The sequence below is a fragment of the Weissella viridescens genome (genome assembly GCF_001437355.1).
Taxonomy (GTDB): domain Bacteria; phylum Bacillota; class Bacilli; order Lactobacillales; family Lactobacillaceae; genus Weissella; species Weissella viridescens.
On record NZ_JQBM01000002.1, the window covers coordinates 439,365 to 462,977 of the forward strand.

The window sequence follows — 23,613 nt, forward strand, 5'->3', positions numbered from 1 at the left end:
GAGCACACAAACAATCTTCATTTGAAGGTAACTATGTGGGCTTTGTAACTGAAATCTAGTAGGTCACAACGTGATAAACGCGTTAAGTTTTTAATGAGATAGGGGTAACCCTAAATCAGGTGGTACCGCGAATGCAACTCGTCCTGATCACATCAATAGATGTGGTTGGGACTTTTTTAATTGCTTAAAAAATAAAATGTACAAAAAGGAGTATTTTATGCGAGATATTGATATGCCTGGTAAATACGACTCAGATGCTGTGGAAGCTGGTCGTTATGATAAGTGGCGCGAAGAAGGGCGTTTTCAACCTTCTGGAAATGAAAAGGCACGTCCTTATTCAATCGTGATTCCACCTCCTAATGTGACGGGTAAGTTACACTTGGGACATTCATGGGATGTTACGTTACAAGATATTTTGATTCGTCAAAAGCGTATGCAAGGTTTCGATACTGTTTGGGTTCCTGGAATGGACCACGCTGGTATTGCGACCCAAGCGAAGGTTGAACAACGTTTGGCTGAGGAAGGTATCTCAAAGTACGACTTGGGACGTGAAAAGTTCGTCGAACAAGTTTGGGATTGGAAAAACGAATATGCTGAAACTATCCATGAACAGTGGAAGAAAATGGGGATTTCAGTTGATTACAGTCGTGAACGTTTCACGCTAGATGAAGGTTTGTCAGAAGCGGTTCGCAAGGTCTTCGTTGATCTCTATAATAAAGACCTGATTTATCGTGGTGAATACATTATTAATTGGGATCCAAAGGCACGCACTGCCTTGTCAGACATCGAAGTGATTCATGAAGATGATGAGGGTGCTTTCTACCATGTTAAGTATCCATTCGTTGATGAAAACGATCGTTTTGATGGTAAAGATTACATTGAAATCGCAACAACTCGTCCTGAAACGATGTTTGGGGATGTGGCAGTTGCGGTTCACCCAAGTGATGAACGTTATAAGGAATTAGTCGGAAAGAAAGTTCGCGTGCCATTGGTTGATCGTGAAATTCCAATTATCGCTGACGAATATGTTGATCCTGAATTTGGTTCAGGAATGGTGAAAATTACACCCGCACATGATCCAAATGATTTTGCAGTTGGAAATCGTCATGATTTGGAACGCATCAACACAATGAATGAAGATGCTTCAATGAACGAAAACGCGGGTAAGTATAACGGGATGGATCGTTTTGAAGCGCGTGAAGCAATGGTCAGTGACTTGCGTGCTGGAGATTACATGCTTAAAATCGAACCAATTGTGCACGCGGTTGGTCATTCTGAGCGTACTGGTGTGCAAGTTGAGTCACGTCTTTCAACGCAATGGTTCGTTAAAATGGAGCCATTGGCTAAACAAGCATTGGCTATGCAAGATAACCCTGATGACAAGGTTACCTTCAATCCATCACGTTTTGAAGGAACTTATGAACGTTGGATGGAAAACATTCACGATTGGGTTATCTCACGTCAATTGTGGTGGGGACACCAAATTCCTGCTTGGTACAATAAGCAAACTGGCGAGATTTATGTTGGAATGGAAGCGCCAAAGGATGCTGAGAATTGGGAACAAGATACCGATGTATTAGATACATGGTTCTCATCTGCGTTGTGGCCATTTTCAACGATGGGTTGGCCTGATACAGATGCGCATGATTACAAGCGTTATTTCCCAACTGATACACTTGTAACGGGATATGACATTATTCCGTTCTGGGTTTCACGTATGATTTTCCAATCAAAGGAATTCACAGGCAAGCGTCCATTCAAGAACGTTTTGATTCACGGTTTGATTCGTGATGAGGAAGGTCGCAAGATGTCAAAGTCATTGGGTAATGGAATTGATCCAATGGATGTGATTGATAAGTATGGTGTAGATGCCTTGCGTTGGTTCTTGGCAACTGGTTCAACACCTGGACAAGATATGCGTTTCTCTTATACAAAGATGGATGCTGCTTGGAACTTCATTAACAAAATTTGGAATGCATCACGTTATGTCATTATGAATTTGGATGAAGACACTAAGCCGGAATTACCAACTGATCTTTCAACATTGTCATTAGCTGATCGCTGGATTTTGTCACGTTTGAATAAGACAGTTGACTCAGTTCTTAAGAACTTTGATAAGTTTGAATTTGGTGAAGCGGGTCGTGCCCTTTACAACTTCATTTGGGATGACTTTGCTGATTGGTATATTGAAATGACCAAGGAAACATTGAACGGGTCTGACGAAGCAGCTAAGCAAACTGTTCAATCAGTTTTGGCTTATGTATTGGATCAAGTGTTGCGTCTGTTGCACCCAATTATGCCATTCGTAACTGAAGAAATTTACTTGGACATGCCAGTGCACACATTTGATACCATTATGGTTGCTGATTTCCCTGAAGTGCATGCTGAATTGGATGATGCTGTTGCGGAAACTGATTTCCAAAGTTTGGTAGATTTGATTACAGCAGTACGTTCAATTCGAACTGAAGCAAATGCACCAATGTCAACAACTGTCGATGTGATGATCAAGACTGACGATGCCAACCTACAACGTATTTTCCAAGAGAATGCAGATTATATTAATCGTTTTGTTAAGCCAAAGGAACTAACCATTGGTGCAGATGTGGATGCGCCAACTTTGGCCATGACCAAAGCGATTTCTGGAGCACAGGTCTTTGTGCCGTTGGAAGAATTGATTGATATTGATGATGAAATTGCACGTCTTAAGGATGATGCCAAGAAATTTGCTGGTGAAGTAAAGCGTAGTTCAGGCAAGTTGTCAAACGATAAGTTTGTGAACTCAGCCCCTGAAAACGTGGTAAATGCCGAACGTGAGAAACTAGCTGATTGGGAAGATAAGTTAGCATCAACAAATGCACGCTTAGCTGAACTTGAAGCGGCAAAAAAGGCCTAAACGCTAAAACTAATTGGACTTCGGTCTGATTAGTTTTTTTGTCTTTTGAGACATATAGGCGCAAAGGCGTTTTCATGGTACGATAAGAGTATTAAAAATGGTTAGGATGGTGTGGCACAGTGGTGAAAATTGAAGATGCAAGTGACGCAATTGCGTATATTCACGGTCGCCATAAGTGGCAAAAAACGCCTTCGTTTGAGCGAATTAATTGCTTGCTAGACGCATTAGACCATCCGGAAAAAATGAATCGGTATATTCATATCACCGGAACAAACGGCAAGGGATCAACAAGTAAAATGATTGCGGAAATCCTGCGAACGGCAGGGTTGCAAGTGGGGATGTTTTCGTCACCCTTCATCGAGCGTTTTAATGAGCGGATTCAAGACAACGACGGTTTGATCAGTGATGCAGACTTGACGAAAGCTGTGCAAAAGGTGGCGCCGATTACAGAGCGGCTCGATCAAGAACTAACTGGTGGACCAACAGAATTTGAGACCCTAACGGCAGTCATGTTTGTCTATTTTGCGCAACATCCTGTCGATGTTGTGGTGTTAGAAGTTGGGGTTGGCGGTATGTGGGATACGACCGAAGTCATTCCAGATAAACTTGCGGCAGTTATTACTAATGTGGGCTTTGATCATATGAAAGTGTTAGGGAACAGCCTTGCTGAAATTGCGGAACAAAAAGCCGGTATTATTGAAGCGCATCGCCCGGTTATTCTGGGCCCGTTAGCAGATAGTGCGCGACGTGTGATTGTTAACAAAGCTCAGTCAGTGGGGGCACCAGTTTTAGCGTATGGGGATGCCTTTTCAACTGTTTCAGAAACTAAAAATCAACAATTTGGAGAAACGTTTGATTTTGTGGAAGCGCGTTCGATTAGACATCTAGAGCTTGCGCTAACAGGTGACTATCAACAGGTAAATGCTAGTCTTGCCATTGAAACGGTTTTGGCTGTTGCTCCGGATTTGGGCATTAAAGTGTCGGACAATATCATTCGGGCTGCTTTAAAGAAAGTAACGTGGCCGGCGCGTTTTGAAAAAATTGCTGATCACCCATTGACCATTATCGATGGCGCTCATAATCCGCAAGGCGTGGCAGCGTTAAAGCAGACGTTGTCTGAACGTTTTTCATCGGAACCAATCAATTTGATTGTGGGGATTTTAGCTGATAAACATTTTGATGAGATGTTAGGGATGTTGGCGAGCTTGCCGAATGTAACCATCTATGTGGCCCACTTCGATGCGCCACATCAGCGTCAAGATATTGATGCCCACAATATTAGCGTTCCCGGAATTGAGGTGACATACGTGAATGATTGGTATGGTCTATATCAAAAATTAGTCCCAGCCGGACAGCCGATTATATTTACGGGATCTCTGTACTTTGTCTCAGAGGTTCGAGCAAAAATTAAGTCAAATGAATTAGGTGAAATAGATGATAATTTTACAAGCAAGTGATGTTGCACGTCGCTTTAGCGGTGTGACGTTTTTTGAACACATTTCAATGCAAGTTGGTGATAAGGCCCGGATTGGATTAGTTGGCCGAAACGGAGCAGGAAAATCAACGTTATTGAAGATGTTGATTGGTGAAACGCAACCTGATGAGGGTGAAGTTTCAATGAAAAAAGGTATTAAATTGGCGTATTTAGCTCAAAATTCGGGGTTAGATTCAGATTTGTCTGTTTACAACGAAATGCTAACGGCTTTTGATGACGTCATTAAACTTGAAGAACACATGCGTGAGATGGAAACAGAAATGGCGGCGACGGAGGATTATGAGAGCGAAGCTTATCAAAAACTCTTAGCTGAATATGATCAGGCACAACATGATTTTGATCAAAAAAATGGTTATGCGTATGATGCCACTATTCGCGGTGTTCTTCATGGATTTGGGTTTGATGAATCATTCTATGACCGTAAGGTATCGACGCTATCTGGTGGTCAACGAACGCGCTTAGCGATCGCTAAGCAGCTTTTGGAGACGCCGGACTTATTGATTTTGGACGAGCCGACGAATCATTTGGATATGGAAACATTAGCTTGGCTTGAACAATATTTACAAAATTATCGGGGTGCGTTGCTAATTGTTTCCCACGATCGTTACTTCCTGGATCGCGTGGTGAATGAAATTTATGATATGCATTCAGGTGTTTTGGATCATTACAAAGGTAATTACAGCCAATTTATGAAAGAAAAAGAGGCTAAAATTTTATCTGAAGAAAAGGCCTACGAAAAGCAACAAGGTGAAATTGCGAAGTTAGAAGATTTCGTTGCGCGTAATATTGTCCGAGCATCCACGACGAAACGGGCACAATCACGTCGTAAGCAGTTGGATCGTATGCAAAAGATTGAACCGCCCAAAAATGAATCTGGTGTAGCTCACATTACGTTTGAGGCTAAAGAAGAGTCAGGAAATGAAGTTCTCCGGGTTGATGACGTTAAGTTAGGTTATGATCCAACAACAATTTTAGCTGATCCAGTAAATATTTCAGTTGATAAGCAACATGCGGTCGCCTTAGTCGGACCAAATGGCGTTGGGAAATCAACGTTAATTAAGACGATTTTGGGGAAGTTGCCAATTATTAGTGGCGATATCAAATTAGGTGCCAATGTCACGGTAGGTTACTATGATCAAGAGCAACAAACACTTGATCCAAAGAAAACGGTTTTGAACACAATTTGGGATGACCATCCTTTGATGCCTGAAAAGGATGTTCGATCAATTTTGGGATCATTTATGTTTAGTGGTGAGTCGGTTGATAAAAAAGTGTCAGCCTTATCCGGTGGTGAGCGTGCGCGGTTATTGTTAACCAAATTATCAATGGAACAAGCCAATTTCTTAATTCTTGATGAGCCAACCAATCATTTGGATATTGATTCACGAGAGGTTCTTGAAACTGCTTTGAATGAATATAATGGAACTATTTTCTTTGTTTCCCATGATCGTTACTTTATTAATGAAGTGGCCTCGGAAATTGTTGAACTCACACCAACTGGAACTAATTTCTTTGATGGCGACTATGATTATTATCTTGAAAAGCGGGTTGATCCAGCTACTTTGGCAGAGGTTGAGGCTGAAGCAAAAACAGTCGCCGTGAAGCCAGAGGATACACCTAAAAGCAGTAGCCTTGATCATAAGGCCCGGCAAAAGGAGCTGCGGAAGTTACAGCGCGCCCTTGATGATGTCGAAAACCAAATGGCGCAACAAGAAGATGCCAAAGCTGCGGTTAGTGAGCAATTAAATGACCCAGATATTGGCACGGATATTCCTAAATTGACGGACCTGTCAAATCAAGCACAAGCGATTGAAGATAAGTTAGCAGAACTAGAAGAACGATGGACTGATTTGTCTTATCAAATCGAAGAATTAAATGCCTAATGATGAAACTGGAAATTCCTAAAAGAATTTCCAGTTTTTTTATGAATACGGTTGCTTTTTTAAGTGAGTGTGCTAATATAGATAGTGTTGATTAGCACTTAAGTACAAAGAGTGCTAAAAATAAATAAACAAATTTGTTTGGAGGTTACTAGATTATGATTAAGCCTTTAGGAGATCGTGTCGTATTGCAAGTTGAGGCAGAGCCAGAACAAAGTGTTGGTGGTATCTACATTGCTTCTAATGCGCAAGAAAAGTCAGTAAAAGGAATCGTTGTTGCTGTTTCAGAGCAATCAATTGGTGAATTGACTGCGCCCCAAGCGGTTAAAGTTGGTGATGAAGTGATTTTTGATAAGTACGCTGGATCAGAACTTTCAGTTGATGGTCAAGATTATCTTGTTCTTCACGAGAAAGACCTTGTTGCCATTGTTTAAAATAAACAATAAAAAAATTAAGTTAAAAGATTAAAATTAATAGATTAATAGAGGTGAATACTTATGGCAAAAGATATTAAGTTTTCAGAAGATGCACGTTCAAAGATGCAAGCTGGTGTTGACCAACTTGCTGATACAGTAAAGACGACAATTGGACCAAAGGGTCGTAATGTTGTGATTGAAGAAGGCTACGGGGCACCTACTATTACAAACGATGGTGTTACAATCGCCAAGTCAGTTGAACTTGAAGATCACTTTGAAAACATGGGTGCAAAGCTTGTTTCTGAAGTTGCTTCAAAGACTAATGACATTGCTGGTGATGGAACGACTACTGCAACTGTGCTAACCCAAGCCATTGTTAATGAGGGTATGAAGAACGTCACCGCTGGTGCTAACCCAGTTGGCGTTCGTCGCGGAATTGAAAAGGCGACAGAGGCTGCCGTTTCAGCTTTGCACGACATGTCAAAGACAGTGTCAACTAAGGATGAAGTAGCGCAAATTGCCTCAATCTCTGCTGCAAACGAAGAAGTTGGTAGTTTGATTGCTGATGCTATGGATAAGGTTGGTAACGACGGTGTTATCACGATTGAAGAGTCTAAGGGAATCGATACAACTTTGGATGTCGTTGAAGGAATGCAATTTGATCGTGGTTACATGTCACAATACATGGTCACTGATGAAAACAAGATGGAAGCTTCATTGGACAATCCTTACATCTTGATTACTGACAAGAAGATTGCCAACATTCAAGACATTTTGCCTTTGCTACAAGGTGTCGTTGAGCAAGGTCGTTCATTGTTGATTATCGCTGATGATATTACTGGTGAAGCTTTGCCAACGCTTGTTTTGAACAAGATGCGTGGAACCTTTAATGTTGTTGCGGTTAAGGCGCCTGGCTTCGGTGACCGTCGTAAGGAACAATTACAAGATATTGCGATCCTAACCGGTGGAACAGTTATTACAGATGATTTAGGTTTGAACTTGAAGGATGCAACAATTGCACAACTTGGACAAGCTGCTAAGGTTACTGTAACTAAGGATTCAACAACCATTGTTGAAGGAGCTGGATCAAAGGAAGCTTTGACTGAACGTGTTGACCTTCTTAAGAAGCAAATCTCAGAGACAACATCTGACTTTGATCGTGAGAAGTTGCAAGAGCGTCTTGCTAAGTTGGCAGGTGGTGTTGCTGTCATCAACGTTGGTGCTGCTACTGAAACTGAATTGAAGGAACGTAAGTACCGAATCGAAGATGCTTTGAACGCAACCCGTGCCGCTGTTGAAGAAGGTTTCGTTGCTGGTGGTGGAACTGCATTGGTAAATGCAATCCCTGCTGTGGCAGCCCTTTCTGAAGAAGGCGACGTACAAACAGGTATCAATATCGTAAAGCGTGCCCTTGAAGAGCCAGTTCGTCAAATTGCTGAAAATGCCGGAGTTGAAGGTTCAGTTGTGGTTAACCAATTGAAGGAACAAGCTCAAGGTACTGGTTACAATGCCGCCACTGGTGAGTGGGTAGATATGATCGATGCTGGTATTGTTGACCCAACTAAGGTAACCCGTTCTGCTTTGCAAAATGCCGCCTCAGTTTCAGCTTTGTTGTTGACAACTGAAGCTGTTGTCGCTGAGCAACCACATGATGATGCACCTGCCGCACCAGCTGCACAACCTGGTATGGGTGGAATGATGTAATTTAAATACCCTTGTGTATTTCATTAAAACGTTACGTAATTTTACGTAGCGTTTTTTTGTTTAAAAATAAAAAAACCAAGCATAGACAAGTGACGTCGATAGCACTACAATAGCCAGTGTTAAGAAAATAAAGGATAGGAATAGGAAAGAGAATATGTGGCGTTTTGTGAAGCGTTTATTGATTGGTAAACCATTGAGGACACTTGATGAGGGCTCTCAACAATTGACGCGAACGAAAGCATTGGCGTTGTTATCTTCGGATGCACTTTCATCAGTGGCATACGGAACGGAGCAAATTACAACAGCATTACTCGCTGCTGGAACCGTTGCCCTATGGTGGCAACTCCCAATTGCTGGACTAGTGATCATTTTATTAGCAGCGATAGTCCTATCATACCGTCAAATTATTAAGGCGTACCCCGGTGGTGGAGGTGCCTATGTGGTAACCTCGCAAAATTGGGGACGAAAAGCTGGTTTGGTGGCCGGTGGTTCCTTGTTGGTTGATTATATGTTGACCGTCGCTGTTTCGGTGGCGTCAGGAACTGAAGCGATTACTTCCGCCGTCCCAGCTGTACGGCCGTATTCAGTGGTCATTGCAGTGTTGATGATTTTGTTGCTGATGGCAATTAACTTGCGTGGGGTTCGTGAATCGGCAGGCTTTTTGACCGTTCCAGTTTACTTTTTCATTGTGATGATGTTGCTGTTGATTGGCTTTGGATTTTTTAATATTGTAACGGGTCGCACTGCTTACCATGCTACTGCGGCAGTAGGTACCAGTTTTGCTGGTGCTACACCACTTTTGTTTATGTTGGCTTTCTCGAGTGGATCGTCATCATTGACTGGAGTTGAAGCAATTTCAAATGCGGTGCCTAATTTTAAAAAGCCAAAAGCAAAAAATGCTGCTGCAACTTTGGGAATCATGGCTTTGATTTTGGGGCTGTTCTTTGGTGGCATTACGTTCATGTCATACTGGTTCGGCGTTATTCCTACTGCGCATGTAACGGTGCTTTCGCAAATTGGCGAAATGGCGTTCGGGCACGGTTTGCTTTTCTATGTATTTCAAGTATCGACGGCGATGATTTTAGCGGTTGCGGCAAACACAGGTTTCTCTGCCTTTCCACAACTGGCCTATAACTTGGCAAAAGATAAATTCATGCCTCATATTTACTTGGATAAGGGTGATCGTCTGAGCTATTCAAATGGGATTATGTCGTTAGCGATTGGTGCTGTTTTACTTGTTATTATTTTTAACGGGTCAACCGAACGATTGATTCCATTGTATGCGATTGGCGTTTTCGTTCCTTTCACATTGTCTCAATCAGGTATGATTAAGCATTGGCTTAGTCATCGTGAGGGGCATTGGCAAGGGAAAATTGCGATTAATTTTGTTGGTGCCACAATTTCTGCAATTTTAGTTGTTTCGTTGATGGTGTTACATTTTGGCTCAGTTTGGCCATATTTCATCATTATGCCAATATTAATCAAACTGTTTTTGAAGATTAACCAGCATTATCGTTTGGTTGCCAAGCAGTTGCGGATTATTTCTGAGCAACCGGTCAAACGCCATGCCTATACTGGATCAACGGTGATTGTGATGGTCTCAAATCTAACGCGTGTGACTGCGGAAGCGGTTGACTACGCAAAGTCAATTGGTGATTTAGTGATTGCGATGCATGTTTCCTTTGACTCTCACCCTGAAAAAGAACACAAACTAAGTGAAGAATTTAAAAAAGAATTCCCGGATATTCGTTATGTTGATATTCACTCTTCATATCGTTCGATTACTGAACCAGCAGTACGCTTTGTAGATGAAATTACAAAGGGTGCGGAAGAACGTAATCATTCGGTGACGATTTTGATTCCACGATTTGTGCCAAAGCATTCATGGCAAAATGCCTTGCATAATCAAAATAGTATTCGGTTACACAATGCACTAGCTAATCGCAATGTGATTGTTTCAATGTATTATTACCATCTAAAGGAATAACTTCTGGGCTCGTATTTACACTACGAGCCTTTTTATTTGTTATACTGTTACAAACGCTTTATGAGCGAGAGGAGATAACATGAGCAGCAAGTTAATCAATCAAGTGCAACAAGAACTGAGCTTGATGCGAGAAGAAATGCAGGCGGGTGAATTATATGAATCATTAGGACTGCGCGTCGGCGAGCTGCTAGATGATTTAGGAGACAAGGATCCGGCGACGGCCATTGACCAATTAGACGACTATGAAGTAGAACTAATTGTGGAAACGGGTACCCGGCTTCAACGAGGATTACTTTCGAATAAATTGCAAAGTGTTTCAGATGATGATTTGGCGATTTTAGTCAATGGTTTAGGTCAAATTGATCCTGAGGTTCGTGAAGATATGTCTTTGAATGTCTTGATGCAACTCATTCAAAACCAGCTACTGACAACGGAGCAACTCTTAACGTTAAATGCACATGTTTTTCGCCCTGAAGTTTTATACTTTCATTTGCTAGAACAAGATAATGATGGCGTTTTTCTGCGTTCATTTAATCTATGCCTGGTATCAATTATGAAATTGTGGGAGCATCCGTTGCCATACACGAAACGGGATTACGATCGTATGGTTGAGTTGTTAGCGACATATGTTGCGTTAGAAACGGATACTCGGGGCTTTGTTGATGGTAAAGGTAATATTCGCGCCTTTTTACACGTCGGACATGTTTTAGATGCATTTAATTTTGATGAACAACTCATGCGACTTGATAAAATATTCTTATTTACAATCATGTTAGAGCGATATAAGCGGCTCAAGACACCACTTGTGATGGGCGAAGAGCAACGAATTGCAGCCTATTTGGTTAATTTAATGGCGCTTGATCAGCTTTACGTTGATTACGTTCTATCAACGTTGAAGCAAATGCGTCAAGAAGTAATGGTTTTGGGTGAGCCTAAGAATGAAGGTGATTGGCATCGTGTCCATAATCAACGTCGTTTGATGGATGCACTGGTGCTCAATGAAAAAACGCCCACAAGTATTACTAATTACTTAAAAGATTTGAATTTTTTCTAGTTTGTGACCCGCAAGAAAAATAAGCGTGTTATACTTGAGTTTCGGAAAACACAGTTGAAGTTAAAAGAATAGTAGGAGAAAAAACACATGGCAGAAAAACTGCATATTGCATTGTTGTTCGGTGGTAATTCATCAGAACACGATGTTTCAAAGCGTTCAGCATTAAACATTTACCAAGCAATGGATAAGAACAAGTATGACGTTGATGTCTTCTTGGTTTCAAAGAATGGAACAGTGATTAACCCAACTGATTCAATGCGCGTCTTACAAGGGGAACCTGAAGACGGAATCGTTGAAGCGGCTGAAGCAGCGCTTGATCCACATAACCCATTGGCACCTTTGATGGCCCTAACAGACTTGAAGGATGTTGATTTATTCTACCCCGTTATTCATGGTAACTTGGGTGAAGATGGAACACTACAGTCATTGTTCCGTTTGTTGAAAAAGCCATATATTGGTGCTGGTCCTGCCGCATCTGCCATGGCCTTCGACAAGGACTTGACAAAGCGTATTTTGAACCAAGCGGGTATCCGTAATACAAACTATGTGCTATTAACTGACCAAAACTACACGTCATACACATATGATGATGTTGTTAAGGAAGTTGGAACAGAGGTTTTGTTTGTTAAGGCAGCTAAGCAAGGTTCTTCTGTTGGAATTCACCGTGTTACGAATGCACAAGAATTTACAGAAGGGGTTGCTGATGCTTTCCAATACGACTATAAAGTTTTGGTAGAAGCATCAATTGACCAACCACGTGAAATTGAAATTTCGATTTTGGGTAACGAACAACCACGTGCTTCTAAGCTTGGTGCCGTTGTGGTGCCAAAAGAAGATGTTTGGTATGACTACAACAACAAATTCGTTGATGCTTCAGGGGTTGCCTTTGATTTGCCTGTTGAATTAGATGATGATCTTGCTGAAGAGATTACAACGATGGCCCTAGATGCATATAGGGCCTTAGGTCTTGTTGGTCTAACACGTATGGACTTCTTGGTTGATAAGAATGGTGTGCCATATTTGGGAGAACCTAACACATTGCCTGGTTTCACAAATATTTCACTTTACCCACAAATGTGGGAAGTTTCTGGCTTAAGTTATTCACAATTAATCGATGAAATCATTGATTATGGTTTGGCAGAATTTGAACGTAATAACAAGTTGTCATATGATTTCATTGCTTTGGGTGATGAAAAAGTTGGACAAAAAAATTACAACGCAGAACGTGCAGAATAGTGACTAACATAAAGACCGATGGAATTGTTCCATCGGTCTTTTATCATGTTTGGGGAGCTTTCTTCAGTCGACGATTTAGCGTATAATATAAACTAAGACTATAGACAAAAAAGGATTTAAAATGACTGAATCATTTACACCAACATGGATGTTAGATGCAATTTACCATCTCACACCCGAACAATTAAATGCGCAAGGGATTAAAGCGGTGTTAACGGATTTAGATAATACGTTAATTGCTTGGAATAATCCAGATGGAACACCTGAATTACATGATTGGCTTGATGAAATGCGTGCAGCAGGTATTACAGTGATGATTGTTTCAAACAATTCTGCTGATCGTGTTGAACGTGTGGCTAAACCATTAGACTTACCGTTCGTTTCACGAGCGCTTAAGCCAAATACAAAAGGACTTAAAGAAGCACAACATGCACTAGACTTAGAACCAAATGAGTTAGTGATGGTTGGCGATCAATTGCTGACTGACGTATGGGCTTCAAATCGAGCCGGTATTCGCAGCATTCTAGTAAAGCCGTTGATTGAAACCGACCAATGGAATACCAAAATTAACCGATTTTTTGAAAAAGGCGTAAAAAAGCGGGTGATGAAAAAGCACCCAGACATGACATGGAGGACTTCAATTGATTAACGAAGCAGAGATTGCGGAATATTTAGCAGATGATTTGCGTTGTATTGGATGTGGCGCAAAAATTCAAACGACAGATCCTGACGCGATTGGCTATACGCCAATGTCGGCTTTGAAAAAGGGATTCGAGAATGAGGAAATCTTGTGTAAAAGATGTTTCCGTTTGCGTCATTATAACGAGATTCAACCAGTTAGTTTGACTGATGACGATTTTCGCCGTTTGTTAGATCAAATCTCACAAACGGATTCACTGGTTGTTTACGTGATGGATGTATTTGATTTTTCAGGTTCACTGATTCCTGGTTTGCACCGTTTTGTGGGGGACAATCCAGTCATCTTAGTGGGAAATAAAATCGATATTTTGCCACGTTCACTCCGCCGTTCAAAAATCAAAGATTGGATGCGTCAGCAGGCAAATATTGCAGGACTTCGACCCGATGATATTGCGTTGACGTCTGGTAAAAACGGAGACGATGTACCTGCATTACTTGAAATGATTGAACGTTACCGAGATGGTCGTGATGTCTACGTCGTAGGGGTTACTAACGTTGGTAAATCAACTTTGATCAATCAAATCATCAAAGAGGTTACTGGTGAACGTCAAGATGTTATCACTACGTCACGTTTCCCAGGAACGACGCTTGACCGAATTGAAATCCCTTTGGATGATCACTCTTCAATTATTGATACACCGGGAATCATTCATCAAGATCAAATGGCGCACTATTTGACACCGAAGGACTTGAAATATGTTTCTCCACAAAAGGAACTAAAGCCAAGGACATACCAATTAAACCCAGGTCAAACTATTTTTGCTGGAGCATTGGCCCGTTTTGATTTTGTACAAGGTGAAAAAGGTGGCTTTACAGCCTATTTTGAGAACAACTTAATGTTGCACCGTACGAAGTTGGAGAAGGCAGATGCCTTTTATGAGCAACATGCTGGTGAATTATTGGCACCTCCTGAGGCGGAACACTTGGCGGATTTGCCTCCATTGCAACGCCATGAATTTAAAACAACACAAAAAACAGATATTGTGATTGACGGCTTAGGTTGGGTGACAGTCCCAGCTAATTCCGTAGTTGCAGCTTGGGCGCCTAAGGGCGTATCTGTTTTGTCACGAAAGGCGATGATTTAAACATGATTGAACTTAGAGGAAAACAAAAGCGTTATTTACGTGCATCTGCCCACGACATGCGTCCGCTATTCAGTATTGGAAAGCAAGGCATGACTGAAAATTGGCTTGACCAACTAGGTGATGCGATTGATAAGCGTGAATTATTTAAGGTAAATATTTTGCCAAACTCAGATGTTACTGTGGCTGAATTAAAGGAGTTTATTGAAGCAAACTCTGATATTCAAGTTGTGCAATCGATTGGACACACTTTAGTGTTGTTTGGTGAATCAAATGATAAAGATCGACGTCACTATTCAGCTGAGGTTCGACATATTTAACAGATAGCATAGGCTGAGGTAGCATGATGCAAATTAAGACGAAAATTCAAGTAGAAACAGCAACGGTAACAGACGACGCACCACTAAAGGTGGGTATTTTAGGTGGAACATTTAATCCGCCACATTATGGTCACTTGATGATTGGAGAGCAAGTTGCTGATCAATTACACTTAGATCAGATTCGATTTATGCCCAATGCATTGCCACCGCATGTAGATGAGAAAAAAACAATCGATGCAAAAGATCGAGTGAACATGGTGCGTGCAGCCATTATGGGGAATCGACAATTTGATATTGAATTGAGCGAGGTGCTCCGCGGGGGAAAAAGCTATACGTATGATACGATGGCTGCCCTCAAAGAAGCCCACCCAAATGTTGAGTATTACTTTATCATTGGTGGGGATGAGGTAGCTTATCTACCAACTTGGCATCGAATTGATGACCTGCTTGAATTAGTTCACTTTGTGGGCGTCCACCGTAAAGGACAGCCAACTGAGACGGACTACCCAGTCGAATGGGTTGAAATGCCTCAGCTTGAAATTAGTTCAACCGACATCCGTCAACGAATTGCCGAGCATCGCTCAGTAAGGTATCTGGTTCCCGATATGGTCGCAGCTTATATTTTCAAGGAAGGATTATATTTAAATGACTGATACAATTAACTTTCCAGTTTATACAGATAAGTATTTTTCCGGAACACGAGAAGATTTAATTAAGCTTGTTGAAGCACAAGTTTCAACATATCGTTTTGAGCATATTCTTCGTGTTGAAAAGATGGCTTTACAACTTGCTGAAAAATGGCAGGTTAATCCTGAAAAGGCTTCGATTGCTGCCTTAACGCATGATTATGCTAAAGAACGTTCTGATGCTGATTTTTTGGCGGTCATTGATGCTAAACACTTAGACCCAGACTTAAAAAGCTGGGGTAACTATCTCTGGCATGGCGTTGTTGGGGCCGAAATGGTCCATGATGAGCTAGCCATTTCGGATCAGGATATTCTCGATGCAATTCGGCAACATACAACTGGTGCGGCCTATATGACAACGTTGAGCCAAATTATCTACATGGCGGATTACGTTGAGGCTGGCCGTGATTTTCCCGGGGTGACCGAAGTACGTCAGCTAGCTTTTGATGATTTAGCAGCTAGCGTTGGTTGGCAAACACGTCACACCCTTGAATTTTTATTACAGAAACAGGGTCCCATTTATCCGGGAACCATGACAACATACAACGAATGGAGTACGAAATAATATGGCAGAATCAAAAATGTTAGAAGTGGCAGTTAAAGCTGCTGATAGTAAGCGCGCTGAGGATATCGTCGCATTAGATTTAGAAGGCATTAGCTTTATTGCTGATGAATACCTTATCATGCAAGCACCAACAGAACGTCAAGTTTTGGCAATTGCTGATGAAATTGTTGATCAAATGGAAAAAGCTGGTTTTGCTTTGACACGTCAAGAGGGACGTCGTGAAGGACAATGGGTTTTGTTGGACTACGGTGATTTGATTGTACACATCTTTAAGAATGATGTTCGTCATTTCTATAACCTTGAAAAGCTTTGGGGTGATGCACCAGAAATTGATATTTCTGACTGGGTGGAAGAGGATTCATTCTAATGAATTATGGCACTTTTGCGAGCCTTTATGATCAACTGTTTGACGAAGCGGCCTATGAGGATTGGTTTGCGTATGCGCAAAATACAATCAAAAAACCACAAGGTCGCTTGCTTGAATTAGCAGGGGGCGCCGGTCGATTGGCCATTATGCTCAAGCAAGCAGGCTACCCTGAAGTGTTTAATTTTGATTTATCACCTGAAATGTTAAGTCTTGCAATGACACATGCTCAGGAAGCTGACGTTGAGTTGCCATTGATTGAAGGTGACATGCGTGAATGGGCAGATTTGGATTTGAACTTTCAAACCATTACGTGTTTTGCTGACTCATTGAATTACTTAGCGAACCCTGCTGAACTTAAGCAAACATTTCAACAAGTATATGATCATTTGGAATCAGATGGGCAATTCTTATTTGATGTGATTACACCAATTCAAACAGATGAAGTCTATCCAGGCTATATGTATAATTGGCATGATGATGAAACTGCCTTCATGTGGTCATCATATGGGGTAGAAGATGAAAAGCATACGGTTGAACATGAATTAACGTTCTTTGTGTATGAGGAAGAAATTGATGGTTACCGTCAACTTCAAGAGTTGCATACCGAAAAGACTTACGCACTTAAGGTCTATCAAGATTTATTGGCAGAAGTTGGCTTTAAGCATGTTGAAGTGACCGCAGACTTTGGACGATCAGAACAAGTTGATCAAGCGACCCGCTGGTTCTTCAACGTCACTAAGGGGTAAACTAGCATGCATGCGGTTGGATTGATAACGGAATATAATCCATTTCATAATGGTCATCTATATCATGTACAAGAGGCTAAACGCGTCACCGGTGCGGATGCGGTAGTGGCAGTGATGAGCGGTAATTTTGTACAACGTGGGATGCCAGCTGTAATGGATAAATGGCAGCGAACAGCGTTAGCGCTGGAGGGTGGCGTGAATTTAGTGGTTGAATTACCCATTGCTTTCGCTGTACAGCCAGCGCATCTTTTTGCACGTGGCGCTGTAATGTTATTGGCAGACCTACAAGTTGAAACGATTGTGTTTGGCGCTGAACATGCAGAGTTGGATTTTATGGGGTTAGCCCAGCAAGCACATGCCACATTAGCCGATTCGGAACACTTTAAACAAGATTATACGAAAACGTATGCGACCCAATTTAATGATGTGATTGAAGCGTTGGTCGGTTATCGAATTGAAAGTCCAAACGATTTGTTGGGGTTTGCGTATGCTAATGCAGTCATTGAACTTGGCCTACAGGGTGAAATAAGTTTGCATCCCATCCAACGAAAGCAAGCACAATATCACGATCGTGAGCTTGATCAAAACACTGAAGTGGCGAGTGCAACGGCACTACGATTAGCTAGTGGTCAGTCAGTTGACCAATTAAAGCAATATATGTCGACCACGGGTGCAACCGCTCTGTCAAGAGGTGGGCAAGTTGTACCAATTGATGAGGCATGGCTGACGAGTCTATTGTTTAAGGTACGCACAACGCCTGTTACGGGACTTGAGCAAATTTACCAATTGAACGACGGATTGGCCTATCGTTTAAAAGCTTTAGCTGAAAAAAAACAGTATCTGACAGTTGCGGATCTTTTAGATGATTTCAAATCTAAAAGATATACGCGGTCACGGCTTAGCCGAAGCCTGTTATACGTATTATTAAATATGACACAAGTTGAGGTGATGACTGCGCTTAACCAACCTTATTTAAGAATTTTAGGTCAAGACCAGGTTGGTCGAAAATATCTGAAGTATATTCGTGATTTGACGCAACTCCCTGTGATTAATCGGGTCAGTCATCAGGATGTACAAACAATCATGGCCCTTGATTATCGGGCGGGGATGATTTATCAGCTGTTTACACGGCCGGAATTTGATCAGTCTCCCCAAGATACGGGGCGTACTCCAATATATTTTGAGAGGTGAACATAATGAAATGGCACTTTGCTGAGTTACAAAATTATAAAAATGAACCTTTAATGGTCGATGAAACGCTCGATCTAAAAGGACCAATGTTAGAGAAATTCTCGGATGTGATTTTAGATATTGAACCGATTCATGTGACCGGTTATATTCAAGCTGATCGAGACGATTTGCTCATTCATTTACATTTAGCTACAACAATTGTCACCCCATCAAGTCGTTCATTGACACCAGTTGAATTGCCTCTAGAGACAGATATGGATGAAATCTATATCCAGGAGGCAGCGCACGCCGATCGCTATGAAGACGATGAAACTATTATCTTAGTTGAGCATGATTTAATTGATTTTGATGAAGCAATTATGGAGTCAATTGTGGTTTCGGTACCTATGCAAGTTCTTTCTGAAACAGAAAAAGAAACAGATGAAATGCCTTCTGGAAAAGATTGGGAAGTTATTTCTGAAGATGCTTACGCTGCTAGAAAGGCTGAAGATCCTGAAGCAAAACATACCCCATTGGCTGGCTTAGCTGATTTATTGAATGATGATGAATAACGATTTGACGCTTATTGGTATTCAAACACCGGTGAGCGTTTTTCAATACCACATGCTTGGATGGAAAGCGGGGGATTATGGCAAAAAAAGCAACAACGACGCCCATGATGGCACAGTATAATGAAATTAAGGCGCAGTACCCTGACGCATTTTTATTCTATCGACTGGGTGATTTTTATGAGTTGTTTAATGAGGATGCAGTCAAGGGATCACAAATTCTTGAATTGACGCTAACACAGCGCAATAAAAATTCGGAAAATCCAATTCCGATGGCAGGTGTGCCACACCATGCTGCACAAAACTATATCGATATCTTGGTGGATCAAGGTTATAAGGTCGCTGTAGTCGAGCAAATGGAGAACCCAGCTGATGCTGAGGGAATGGTTAAACGCGAGGTCGTCCAACTGGTTACACCAGGAACGCGGATGAAAGACTCTGCAGATGCGGCTAAGGAAAACAACTATTTAGTTGGTTTGACTATGGCAGATGATCACCAATGCTTTGGATTAGCATATGCTGATTTATCAACAGGTGAGCTAAAGGTAACCCGTGTTCAAACAGTGAATGCTGTGCTAAATGAACTAAGCCGCTTAGAGACAAAAGAAATTGTCACCACTGGAGATTTACCCGATGATTTGAATGCAACGTTGACTAATTTAGGAATTTTAAAATCAAAGCAAACAGAATTTTTAAACAATGCGGAAGTTTCATATTTGAATCAAAATTTGAGTGATGATTTAGAAATTAAAACGACCAATTTGTTGTTGAGTTATTTATTTACAACGCAAAAGCGTTCATTGGATCACCTACAAATTGCACAACCTTATGAAGTAGCCCAATTCTTAAAACTTGACCGTAATTCACGAGCAAATCTTGAAATTACAACTAATTTACGGACACAAAAACGTTCGGGAACGTTGCTTTGGCTTTTGGATAATACCAAGACAGCCATGGGTGGTCGAATGTTGAAGCAATGGCTTGAGCAACCGCTTTTGGACCGTTCAACGCTTGAGCAACGTTATGATAAGATTGCCATCCTAATTGATGAATACTTTACTCGGGTAGCTTTACAAGAAAAGTTACAACAGGTATATGACTTGGAACGTTTAGCCGGACGGATAGCATATGGGACAGCTAACGGACGCGATTTGTTGCAACTGCGCAATTCATTACGAGCGATGCCTGAAATTATTGATTTATTAGCGGACCTCGATCAAACGATTTTTGGTGACTTTATAAAACAACTCGATCCGGTTTCGGATTTAGAAGCATTAATTACTGAAGCAATTGATGATGATGCGCCTATCTCAGTGACGGATGGTGGCCTAATCAAGAGTGGCTTTAATCAACAGCTCGATAGTTATCGAAAAGTCACAACAAATGGTAAGCAATGGTTGGCTGATTTAGAAGCAACTGAACGTGAGGCCACTGGCATTAATTCGCTAAAAATTGGGTACAATAAGGTTTTTGGGTACTATATCGAGGTGACCAAGGCCAATATTGATAAACTAGATCCGGAACGTTATACCCGAAAACAAACCCTGGTGAACGCTGAACGTTTCATCACCCCAGAATTGAAAGAACATGAGCAAGAAATTCTTGAAGCACAAACAGAATCGAGTGACCTAGAATATCGTTTGTTCGTTGAAGTTCGCGATACAATTAAAACGAATATTGCTCGAATTCAGCAGTTAGCCAATGCGATTTCAACCTTGGATGTCTTACTTTCATTGGCAACAGTGGCAGAAGATTACCATTTTGTCCGTCCAGAACTTACCGATGAAGAAACCATTGATATCAAAGATGGACGTCATCCGGTAGTTGAAAAAGTATTGGGGCATCAAAGTTATGTTGCCAATGATGTGACCATGTCACCAGATGATTTGATTTTATTGATTACTGGTCCAAACATGTCAGGTAAATCAACTTATATGCGTCAATTAGCTTTGACTGTCGTCATGGCACAAATTGGTTCATTTGTACCAGCAAGTTCAGCAAAGTTACCAATTTTCGATCAAATCTTTACGCGAATTGGCGCAGCCGACGATTTGATTTCTGGGAATTCAACTTTCATGGTTGAGATGGCTGAAGCCAATACAGCTCTTCAGAATGCGACAAGTCATTCACTGATTCTTTTTGATGAACTTGGGCGTGGAACGGCGACATATGATGGTATGGCTCTAGCCCAAGCAATTATTGAGTATGTCCATGCGCATACGCATGCAAAAACGCTCTTTTCGACCCACTATCATGAATTAACTGAATTGGCAGAGTCACTGCCACATTTACGTAATATTCATGTTGGTGCAACTGAAGAGAATGGTGAATTGGTCTTTTCACATAAAATTTTAGATGGTCCAGCTGACCAAAGTTATGGTATTAATGTGGCGAAGCTTGCTGGATTACCAGATTCCCTCATCAGCCGGGCGACAGAGATTCTGCATGGGTTAGAAGCTCAGGGCGCAAGTGTGAATGAAACGGAAAATGAACCTGAACATTTAGCAGAGCCGAGTGCAGTGTATCAAGCGCAATCGGTCGCAGCAGTGGCTGAACCTGTGGACACCACTGATGATCAATTGGATTTATTCCAAATTGAAACTAGTCAACAAAGTCAACTGGTGGCCGAAGAAGTTCAAAATTTGAATTTAGCAGCGTTAACACCACTAGAAGCCATGATGAAGATTAATCAATGGCAAAACCAATTACGTGAATAACGAGGAAGGAGGGCAGGATGACGCAAATTCAAGTCTTATCAGAAAATTTGTCGAATCAAATTGCGGCAGGTGAAGTGATTGAACGACCAGCATCGGTTGTTAAAGAACTGGCTGAAAATGCAATTGATGCCCAAGCGCAACATATTGATATTTTAGTTGAAGATGCCGGTATAAAATCAATTCGTGTGATTGATGACGGTAACGGTATTCCTGAAACAGAAGCTTTGAAGGCTTTTGAACGTCATGCGACATCTAAAATCACCTCAAGGCATGATTTGTTTCGGATTAACTCGTTAGGCTTTCGTGGTGAGGCCCTTCCTTCGATTGCATCTGTTAGTGATGTTGTTTTGAAAACGGCAACGGCAGATCAAGATGCTGGGAAGCTGGTTCACATTCGTGGTGGTGAAGTTCAAGAAGAGACCGGGACAACTGCTCGTAAAGGAACAGACATTACTGTGAATGACGTGTTTTATAACACGCCAGCACGGTTAAAGTATTTGAAATCACAATCAACTGAACTTTCAAAAATTGTAGATGTGGTTAATCGCTTGGCCTTAAGTCACCCGGATGTTAGTTTCCATTTAGTGCATCAAAAGAAAGAACTTTTACGAACATCGGGAAATGGTGAGCTACAGCAAGTGGTAGCAGCAGTCTATGGAATTCAGCAGGCACGTAAAATGATTGCGTTTAGTGCTGAGGATGACGATTTTAAAATTAATGGACTAACATCATTACCTGAGTTAACGCGGGCTAACCGTTCATATATTTCTTTGATTATTAATGGTCGATATATTAAAAACTATCAATTATCAAATGCTGTTGTAAAAGGGTATGGTTCAAAATTGATGGTGGGGCGTTTTCCAATAAGCGTGTTGGAAATTGAAATGGATCCGTTATTGATTGACGTAAACGTACACCCGCAAAAGCACGAAGTGCGTTTATCTAAAGAAACTGAATTAGTCGCGTTAATTGAAAACACAATCTATAATCGGATTGCCCAAGAAAATCTCGTTCCAAACGCCTATCAAAATTATTTAGGCGAAGCGACAACTCAAGCAAATGATGATTTTGTGAGTCAGCTGAACGAAACATCCGCACCGTTCCGTTCCGAAGCACAGCCATCCATTGATGTTGCACCAGAAGTTGTACCTGAGGTAGAGGTACAGCCTGAGTCAGAACCGATGGTGAAACCTGATCAGGTCATTGAACCAATTACGGTGACGACGCAATCAGATTTAACGCAAACGGATGTCCAAGCATTTGCTGCACGATATGCACATCCAGCTTCAGCCTTTGATGATGTTATCGCTGATACAGGTGTATCAGGTGCAACGTACGTAGGACAACAAGAAGAACTGGATTTTCAAACGACAACTCAAGCCGAGCGAACAGGCTTGCCAGAATTGAGTTATTTTGGGCAAATGCATGGAACATTTTTGTTTGCCCAGCGGCCTGAAGGTCTTTACATGATTGATCAACATGCAGCTCAAGAACGGATTAAGTACGAGTATTATCGTGATGAAATTGCTAAGGAAGGTCTCGAGAGTCAACGCTTGTTGGTACCTATTGTTTTGGAATATGCCACTGCGGATGCATTGAAAATTTCTGGACAACTAGATGAGTTAGCTAACTTGGGGATTCATTTAGAGCCATTTGGGACGAATACATTCATTATGCATGATCATCCAGCCTGGTTCCCAGTTGGTCAAGAGGAAGCAACGGTCCGTGAAATGATTGACTGGCTCTTGCGGGATGGGACATTGACGCTCGCCCAGTTTAGAGAGCGAACGGCAATTATGATGGCCTGCAAGCGGTCAATCAAGGCGCACTGGGCCTTGAACGATTATGAGGCTCAAGGATTGTTAGATCAATTGCGTGAAACAAAGAACCCATATAATTGTCCGCATGGTCGCCCTGTGATGGTGACGTTTACCATGAGTGACATGGAAAAAATGTTTAAACGGATTCAAGATTCACACGAATCATGGGTTGAATATGATGAACATCCATTCTAAGGAAAGCAGGGA

19 protein-coding genes and 1 other annotated feature (1 of these 20 cut by a window edge) are annotated in these 23,613 nt (G+C 41.5%); all 19 genes read left to right on the forward strand.

The window, feature by feature from the left end:
- Nucleotides 1–149, forward strand: a binding site (T-box leader); it begins 61 nt to the left of the window's first position.
- Between the two features lie 68 nt (nt 150–217).
- The 19 genes from IV50_RS04740 to mutL all read left to right on the forward strand — a co-directional run bounded on the left by IV50_RS04740 (nt 218) and on the right by mutL (nt 23,601).
- Entirely contained in the window at nt 218–2,893 is a 2,676-nt protein-coding gene (locus IV50_RS04740; RefSeq protein ID WP_057745817.1) for a valine--tRNA ligase, read from the forward strand.
- 122 nt (nt 2,894–3,015) lie between these two features.
- The gene (locus IV50_RS04745) at nt 3,016–4,350 is read left to right on the forward strand and encodes a bifunctional folylpolyglutamate synthase/dihydrofolate synthase (RefSeq protein ID WP_236697699.1); all 1,335 of its coding nucleotides are present in this window, start codon (nt 3,016–3,018) and stop codon (nt 4,348–4,350) included.
- Entirely contained in the window at nt 4,328–6,271 is a 1,944-nt protein-coding gene (locus IV50_RS04750; protein WP_057745824.1) for an ABC-F family ATP-binding cassette domain-containing protein, read from the forward strand. The genes IV50_RS04745 and IV50_RS04750 overlap by 23 nt, the downstream gene beginning before the upstream one ends.
- A 155-nt stretch (nt 6,272–6,426) precedes the next feature.
- Nucleotides 6,427–6,702, forward strand: coding sequence for a co-chaperone GroES (locus IV50_RS04755; RefSeq protein WP_057745827.1), 276 nt, complete (start codon nt 6,427–6,429; stop codon nt 6,700–6,702).
- A 63-nt stretch (nt 6,703–6,765) separates the two neighbouring features.
- Entirely contained in the window at nt 6,766–8,388 is a 1,623-nt protein-coding gene (gene groL, locus IV50_RS04760) for a chaperonin GroEL (protein WP_057745829.1), read from the forward strand.
- Between the two features lie 154 nt (nt 8,389–8,542).
- Complete coding sequence (locus IV50_RS04765; protein ID WP_057745832.1) at nt 8,543–10,375, forward strand: APC family permease; 1,833 nt, start codon at nt 8,543–8,545, stop codon at nt 10,373–10,375.
- A gap of 79 nt (nt 10,376–10,454) precedes the next feature.
- Complete coding sequence (locus IV50_RS04770) at nt 10,455–11,429, forward strand: DUF2785 domain-containing protein (RefSeq protein WP_057745835.1); 975 nt, start codon at nt 10,455–10,457, stop codon at nt 11,427–11,429.
- 87 nt (nt 11,430–11,516) lie between these two features.
- Nucleotides 11,517–12,665 carry a D-alanine--D-alanine ligase family protein gene (locus IV50_RS04775; protein ID WP_057745838.1) on the forward strand — a complete coding sequence of 383 codons (1,149 nt, stop codon included), beginning with the start codon at nt 11,517–11,519 and terminating at the stop codon, nt 12,663–12,665.
- Between the two features lie 121 nt (nt 12,666–12,786).
- On the forward strand, nt 12,787–13,314 hold the full coding sequence (locus IV50_RS04780) for a YqeG family HAD IIIA-type phosphatase (RefSeq protein WP_057745841.1): 528 nt from the start codon (nt 12,787–12,789) through the stop codon (nt 13,312–13,314).
- Nucleotides 13,307–14,449 (forward strand): ribosome biogenesis GTPase YqeH, encoded by a 1,143-nt coding sequence (yqeH, locus tag IV50_RS04785; RefSeq protein WP_057745844.1) that lies wholly within the window; start codon nt 13,307–13,309, stop codon nt 14,447–14,449. Before IV50_RS04780 ends, yqeH begins: the two co-directional genes overlap by 8 nt.
- Nucleotides 14,450–14,451: 2 nt before the next feature.
- Nucleotides 14,452–14,766, forward strand: a complete 315-nt coding sequence (locus IV50_RS04790) for a YhbY family RNA-binding protein (protein WP_057745846.1) — start codon at nt 14,452–14,454, stop codon at nt 14,764–14,766.
- A 26-nt stretch (nt 14,767–14,792) separates the two neighbouring features.
- Nucleotides 14,793–15,419, forward strand: coding sequence for a nicotinate-nucleotide adenylyltransferase (locus IV50_RS04795; RefSeq protein ID WP_057745850.1), 627 nt, complete (start codon nt 14,793–14,795; stop codon nt 15,417–15,419).
- The gene (gene yqeK / locus IV50_RS04800) at nt 15,412–16,017 is read left to right on the forward strand and encodes a bis(5'-nucleosyl)-tetraphosphatase (symmetrical) YqeK (RefSeq protein ID WP_057745853.1); all 606 of its coding nucleotides are present in this window, start codon (nt 15,412–15,414) and stop codon (nt 16,015–16,017) included. The genes IV50_RS04795 and yqeK overlap by 8 nt, the downstream gene beginning before the upstream one ends.
- A gap of 1 nt (nt 16,018) precedes the next feature.
- Nucleotides 16,019–16,384: a ribosome silencing factor gene (rsfS, locus tag IV50_RS04805; RefSeq protein ID WP_057745856.1), complete on the forward strand. Its 366-nt coding sequence runs from the start codon at nt 16,019–16,021 to the stop codon at nt 16,382–16,384.
- Nucleotides 16,384–17,130 (forward strand): class I SAM-dependent DNA methyltransferase, encoded by a 747-nt coding sequence (locus IV50_RS04810; protein ID WP_057745859.1) that lies wholly within the window; start codon nt 16,384–16,386, stop codon nt 17,128–17,130. Before rsfS ends, IV50_RS04810 begins: the two co-directional genes overlap by 1 nt.
- A 6-nt stretch (nt 17,131–17,136) precedes the next feature.
- Nucleotides 17,137–18,321 carry a nucleotidyltransferase gene (locus IV50_RS04815; RefSeq protein WP_057745861.1) on the forward strand — a complete coding sequence of 395 codons (1,185 nt, stop codon included), beginning with the start codon at nt 17,137–17,139 and terminating at the stop codon, nt 18,319–18,321.
- A 5-nt stretch (nt 18,322–18,326) separates the two neighbouring features.
- Nucleotides 18,327–18,872 (forward strand): YceD family protein, encoded by a 546-nt coding sequence (locus IV50_RS04820; RefSeq protein WP_057745864.1) that lies wholly within the window; start codon nt 18,327–18,329, stop codon nt 18,870–18,872.
- A 77-nt stretch (nt 18,873–18,949) separates the two neighbouring features.
- Nucleotides 18,950–21,586, forward strand: coding sequence for a DNA mismatch repair protein MutS (gene mutS / locus IV50_RS04825; RefSeq protein ID WP_057745868.1), 2,637 nt, complete (start codon nt 18,950–18,952; stop codon nt 21,584–21,586).
- Nucleotides 21,587–21,603: 17 nt separating this feature from the next.
- Complete coding sequence (mutL, locus tag IV50_RS04830) at nt 21,604–23,601, forward strand: DNA mismatch repair endonuclease MutL (protein WP_057745871.1); 1,998 nt, start codon at nt 21,604–21,606, stop codon at nt 23,599–23,601.
- Nucleotides 23,602–23,613 lie beyond the last annotated feature (12 nt).

Coding starts and splice junctions, on each gene's coding strand:
- IV50_RS04740 (WP_057745817.1), top strand. CDS start 218: ATGCGAGATATTGATATGCCTGGTAAATACGACTCAGATGCTGTGGAA.
- IV50_RS04750 (WP_057745824.1), top strand. CDS start 4,328: ATGATAATTTTACAAGCAAGTGATGTTGCACGTCGCTTTAGCGGTGTG.
- IV50_RS04755 (WP_057745827.1), top strand. CDS start 6,427: ATGATTAAGCCTTTAGGAGATCGTGTCGTATTGCAAGTTGAGGCAGAG.
- groL (WP_057745829.1), top strand. CDS start 6,766: ATGGCAAAAGATATTAAGTTTTCAGAAGATGCACGTTCAAAGATGCAA.
- IV50_RS04765 (WP_057745832.1), top strand. CDS start 8,543: ATGTGGCGTTTTGTGAAGCGTTTATTGATTGGTAAACCATTGAGGACA.
- IV50_RS04770 (WP_057745835.1), top strand. CDS start 10,455: ATGAGCAGCAAGTTAATCAATCAAGTGCAACAAGAACTGAGCTTGATG.
- IV50_RS04775 (WP_057745838.1), top strand. CDS start 11,517: ATGGCAGAAAAACTGCATATTGCATTGTTGTTCGGTGGTAATTCATCA.
- IV50_RS04780 (WP_057745841.1), top strand. CDS start 12,787: ATGACTGAATCATTTACACCAACATGGATGTTAGATGCAATTTACCAT.
- IV50_RS04790 (WP_057745846.1), top strand. CDS start 14,452: ATGATTGAACTTAGAGGAAAACAAAAGCGTTATTTACGTGCATCTGCC.
- IV50_RS04795 (WP_057745850.1), top strand. CDS start 14,793: ATGCAAATTAAGACGAAAATTCAAGTAGAAACAGCAACGGTAACAGAC.
- yqeK (WP_057745853.1), top strand. CDS start 15,412: ATGACTGATACAATTAACTTTCCAGTTTATACAGATAAGTATTTTTCC.
- rsfS (WP_057745856.1), top strand. CDS start 16,019: ATGGCAGAATCAAAAATGTTAGAAGTGGCAGTTAAAGCTGCTGATAGT.
- IV50_RS04810 (WP_057745859.1), top strand. CDS start 16,384: ATGAATTATGGCACTTTTGCGAGCCTTTATGATCAACTGTTTGACGAA.
- IV50_RS04815 (WP_057745861.1), top strand. CDS start 17,137: ATGCATGCGGTTGGATTGATAACGGAATATAATCCATTTCATAATGGT.
- IV50_RS04820 (WP_057745864.1), top strand. CDS start 18,327: ATGAAATGGCACTTTGCTGAGTTACAAAATTATAAAAATGAACCTTTA.
- mutS (WP_057745868.1), top strand. CDS start 18,950: ATGGCAAAAAAAGCAACAACGACGCCCATGATGGCACAGTATAATGAA.
- mutL (WP_057745871.1), top strand. CDS start 21,604: ATGACGCAAATTCAAGTCTTATCAGAAAATTTGTCGAATCAAATTGCG.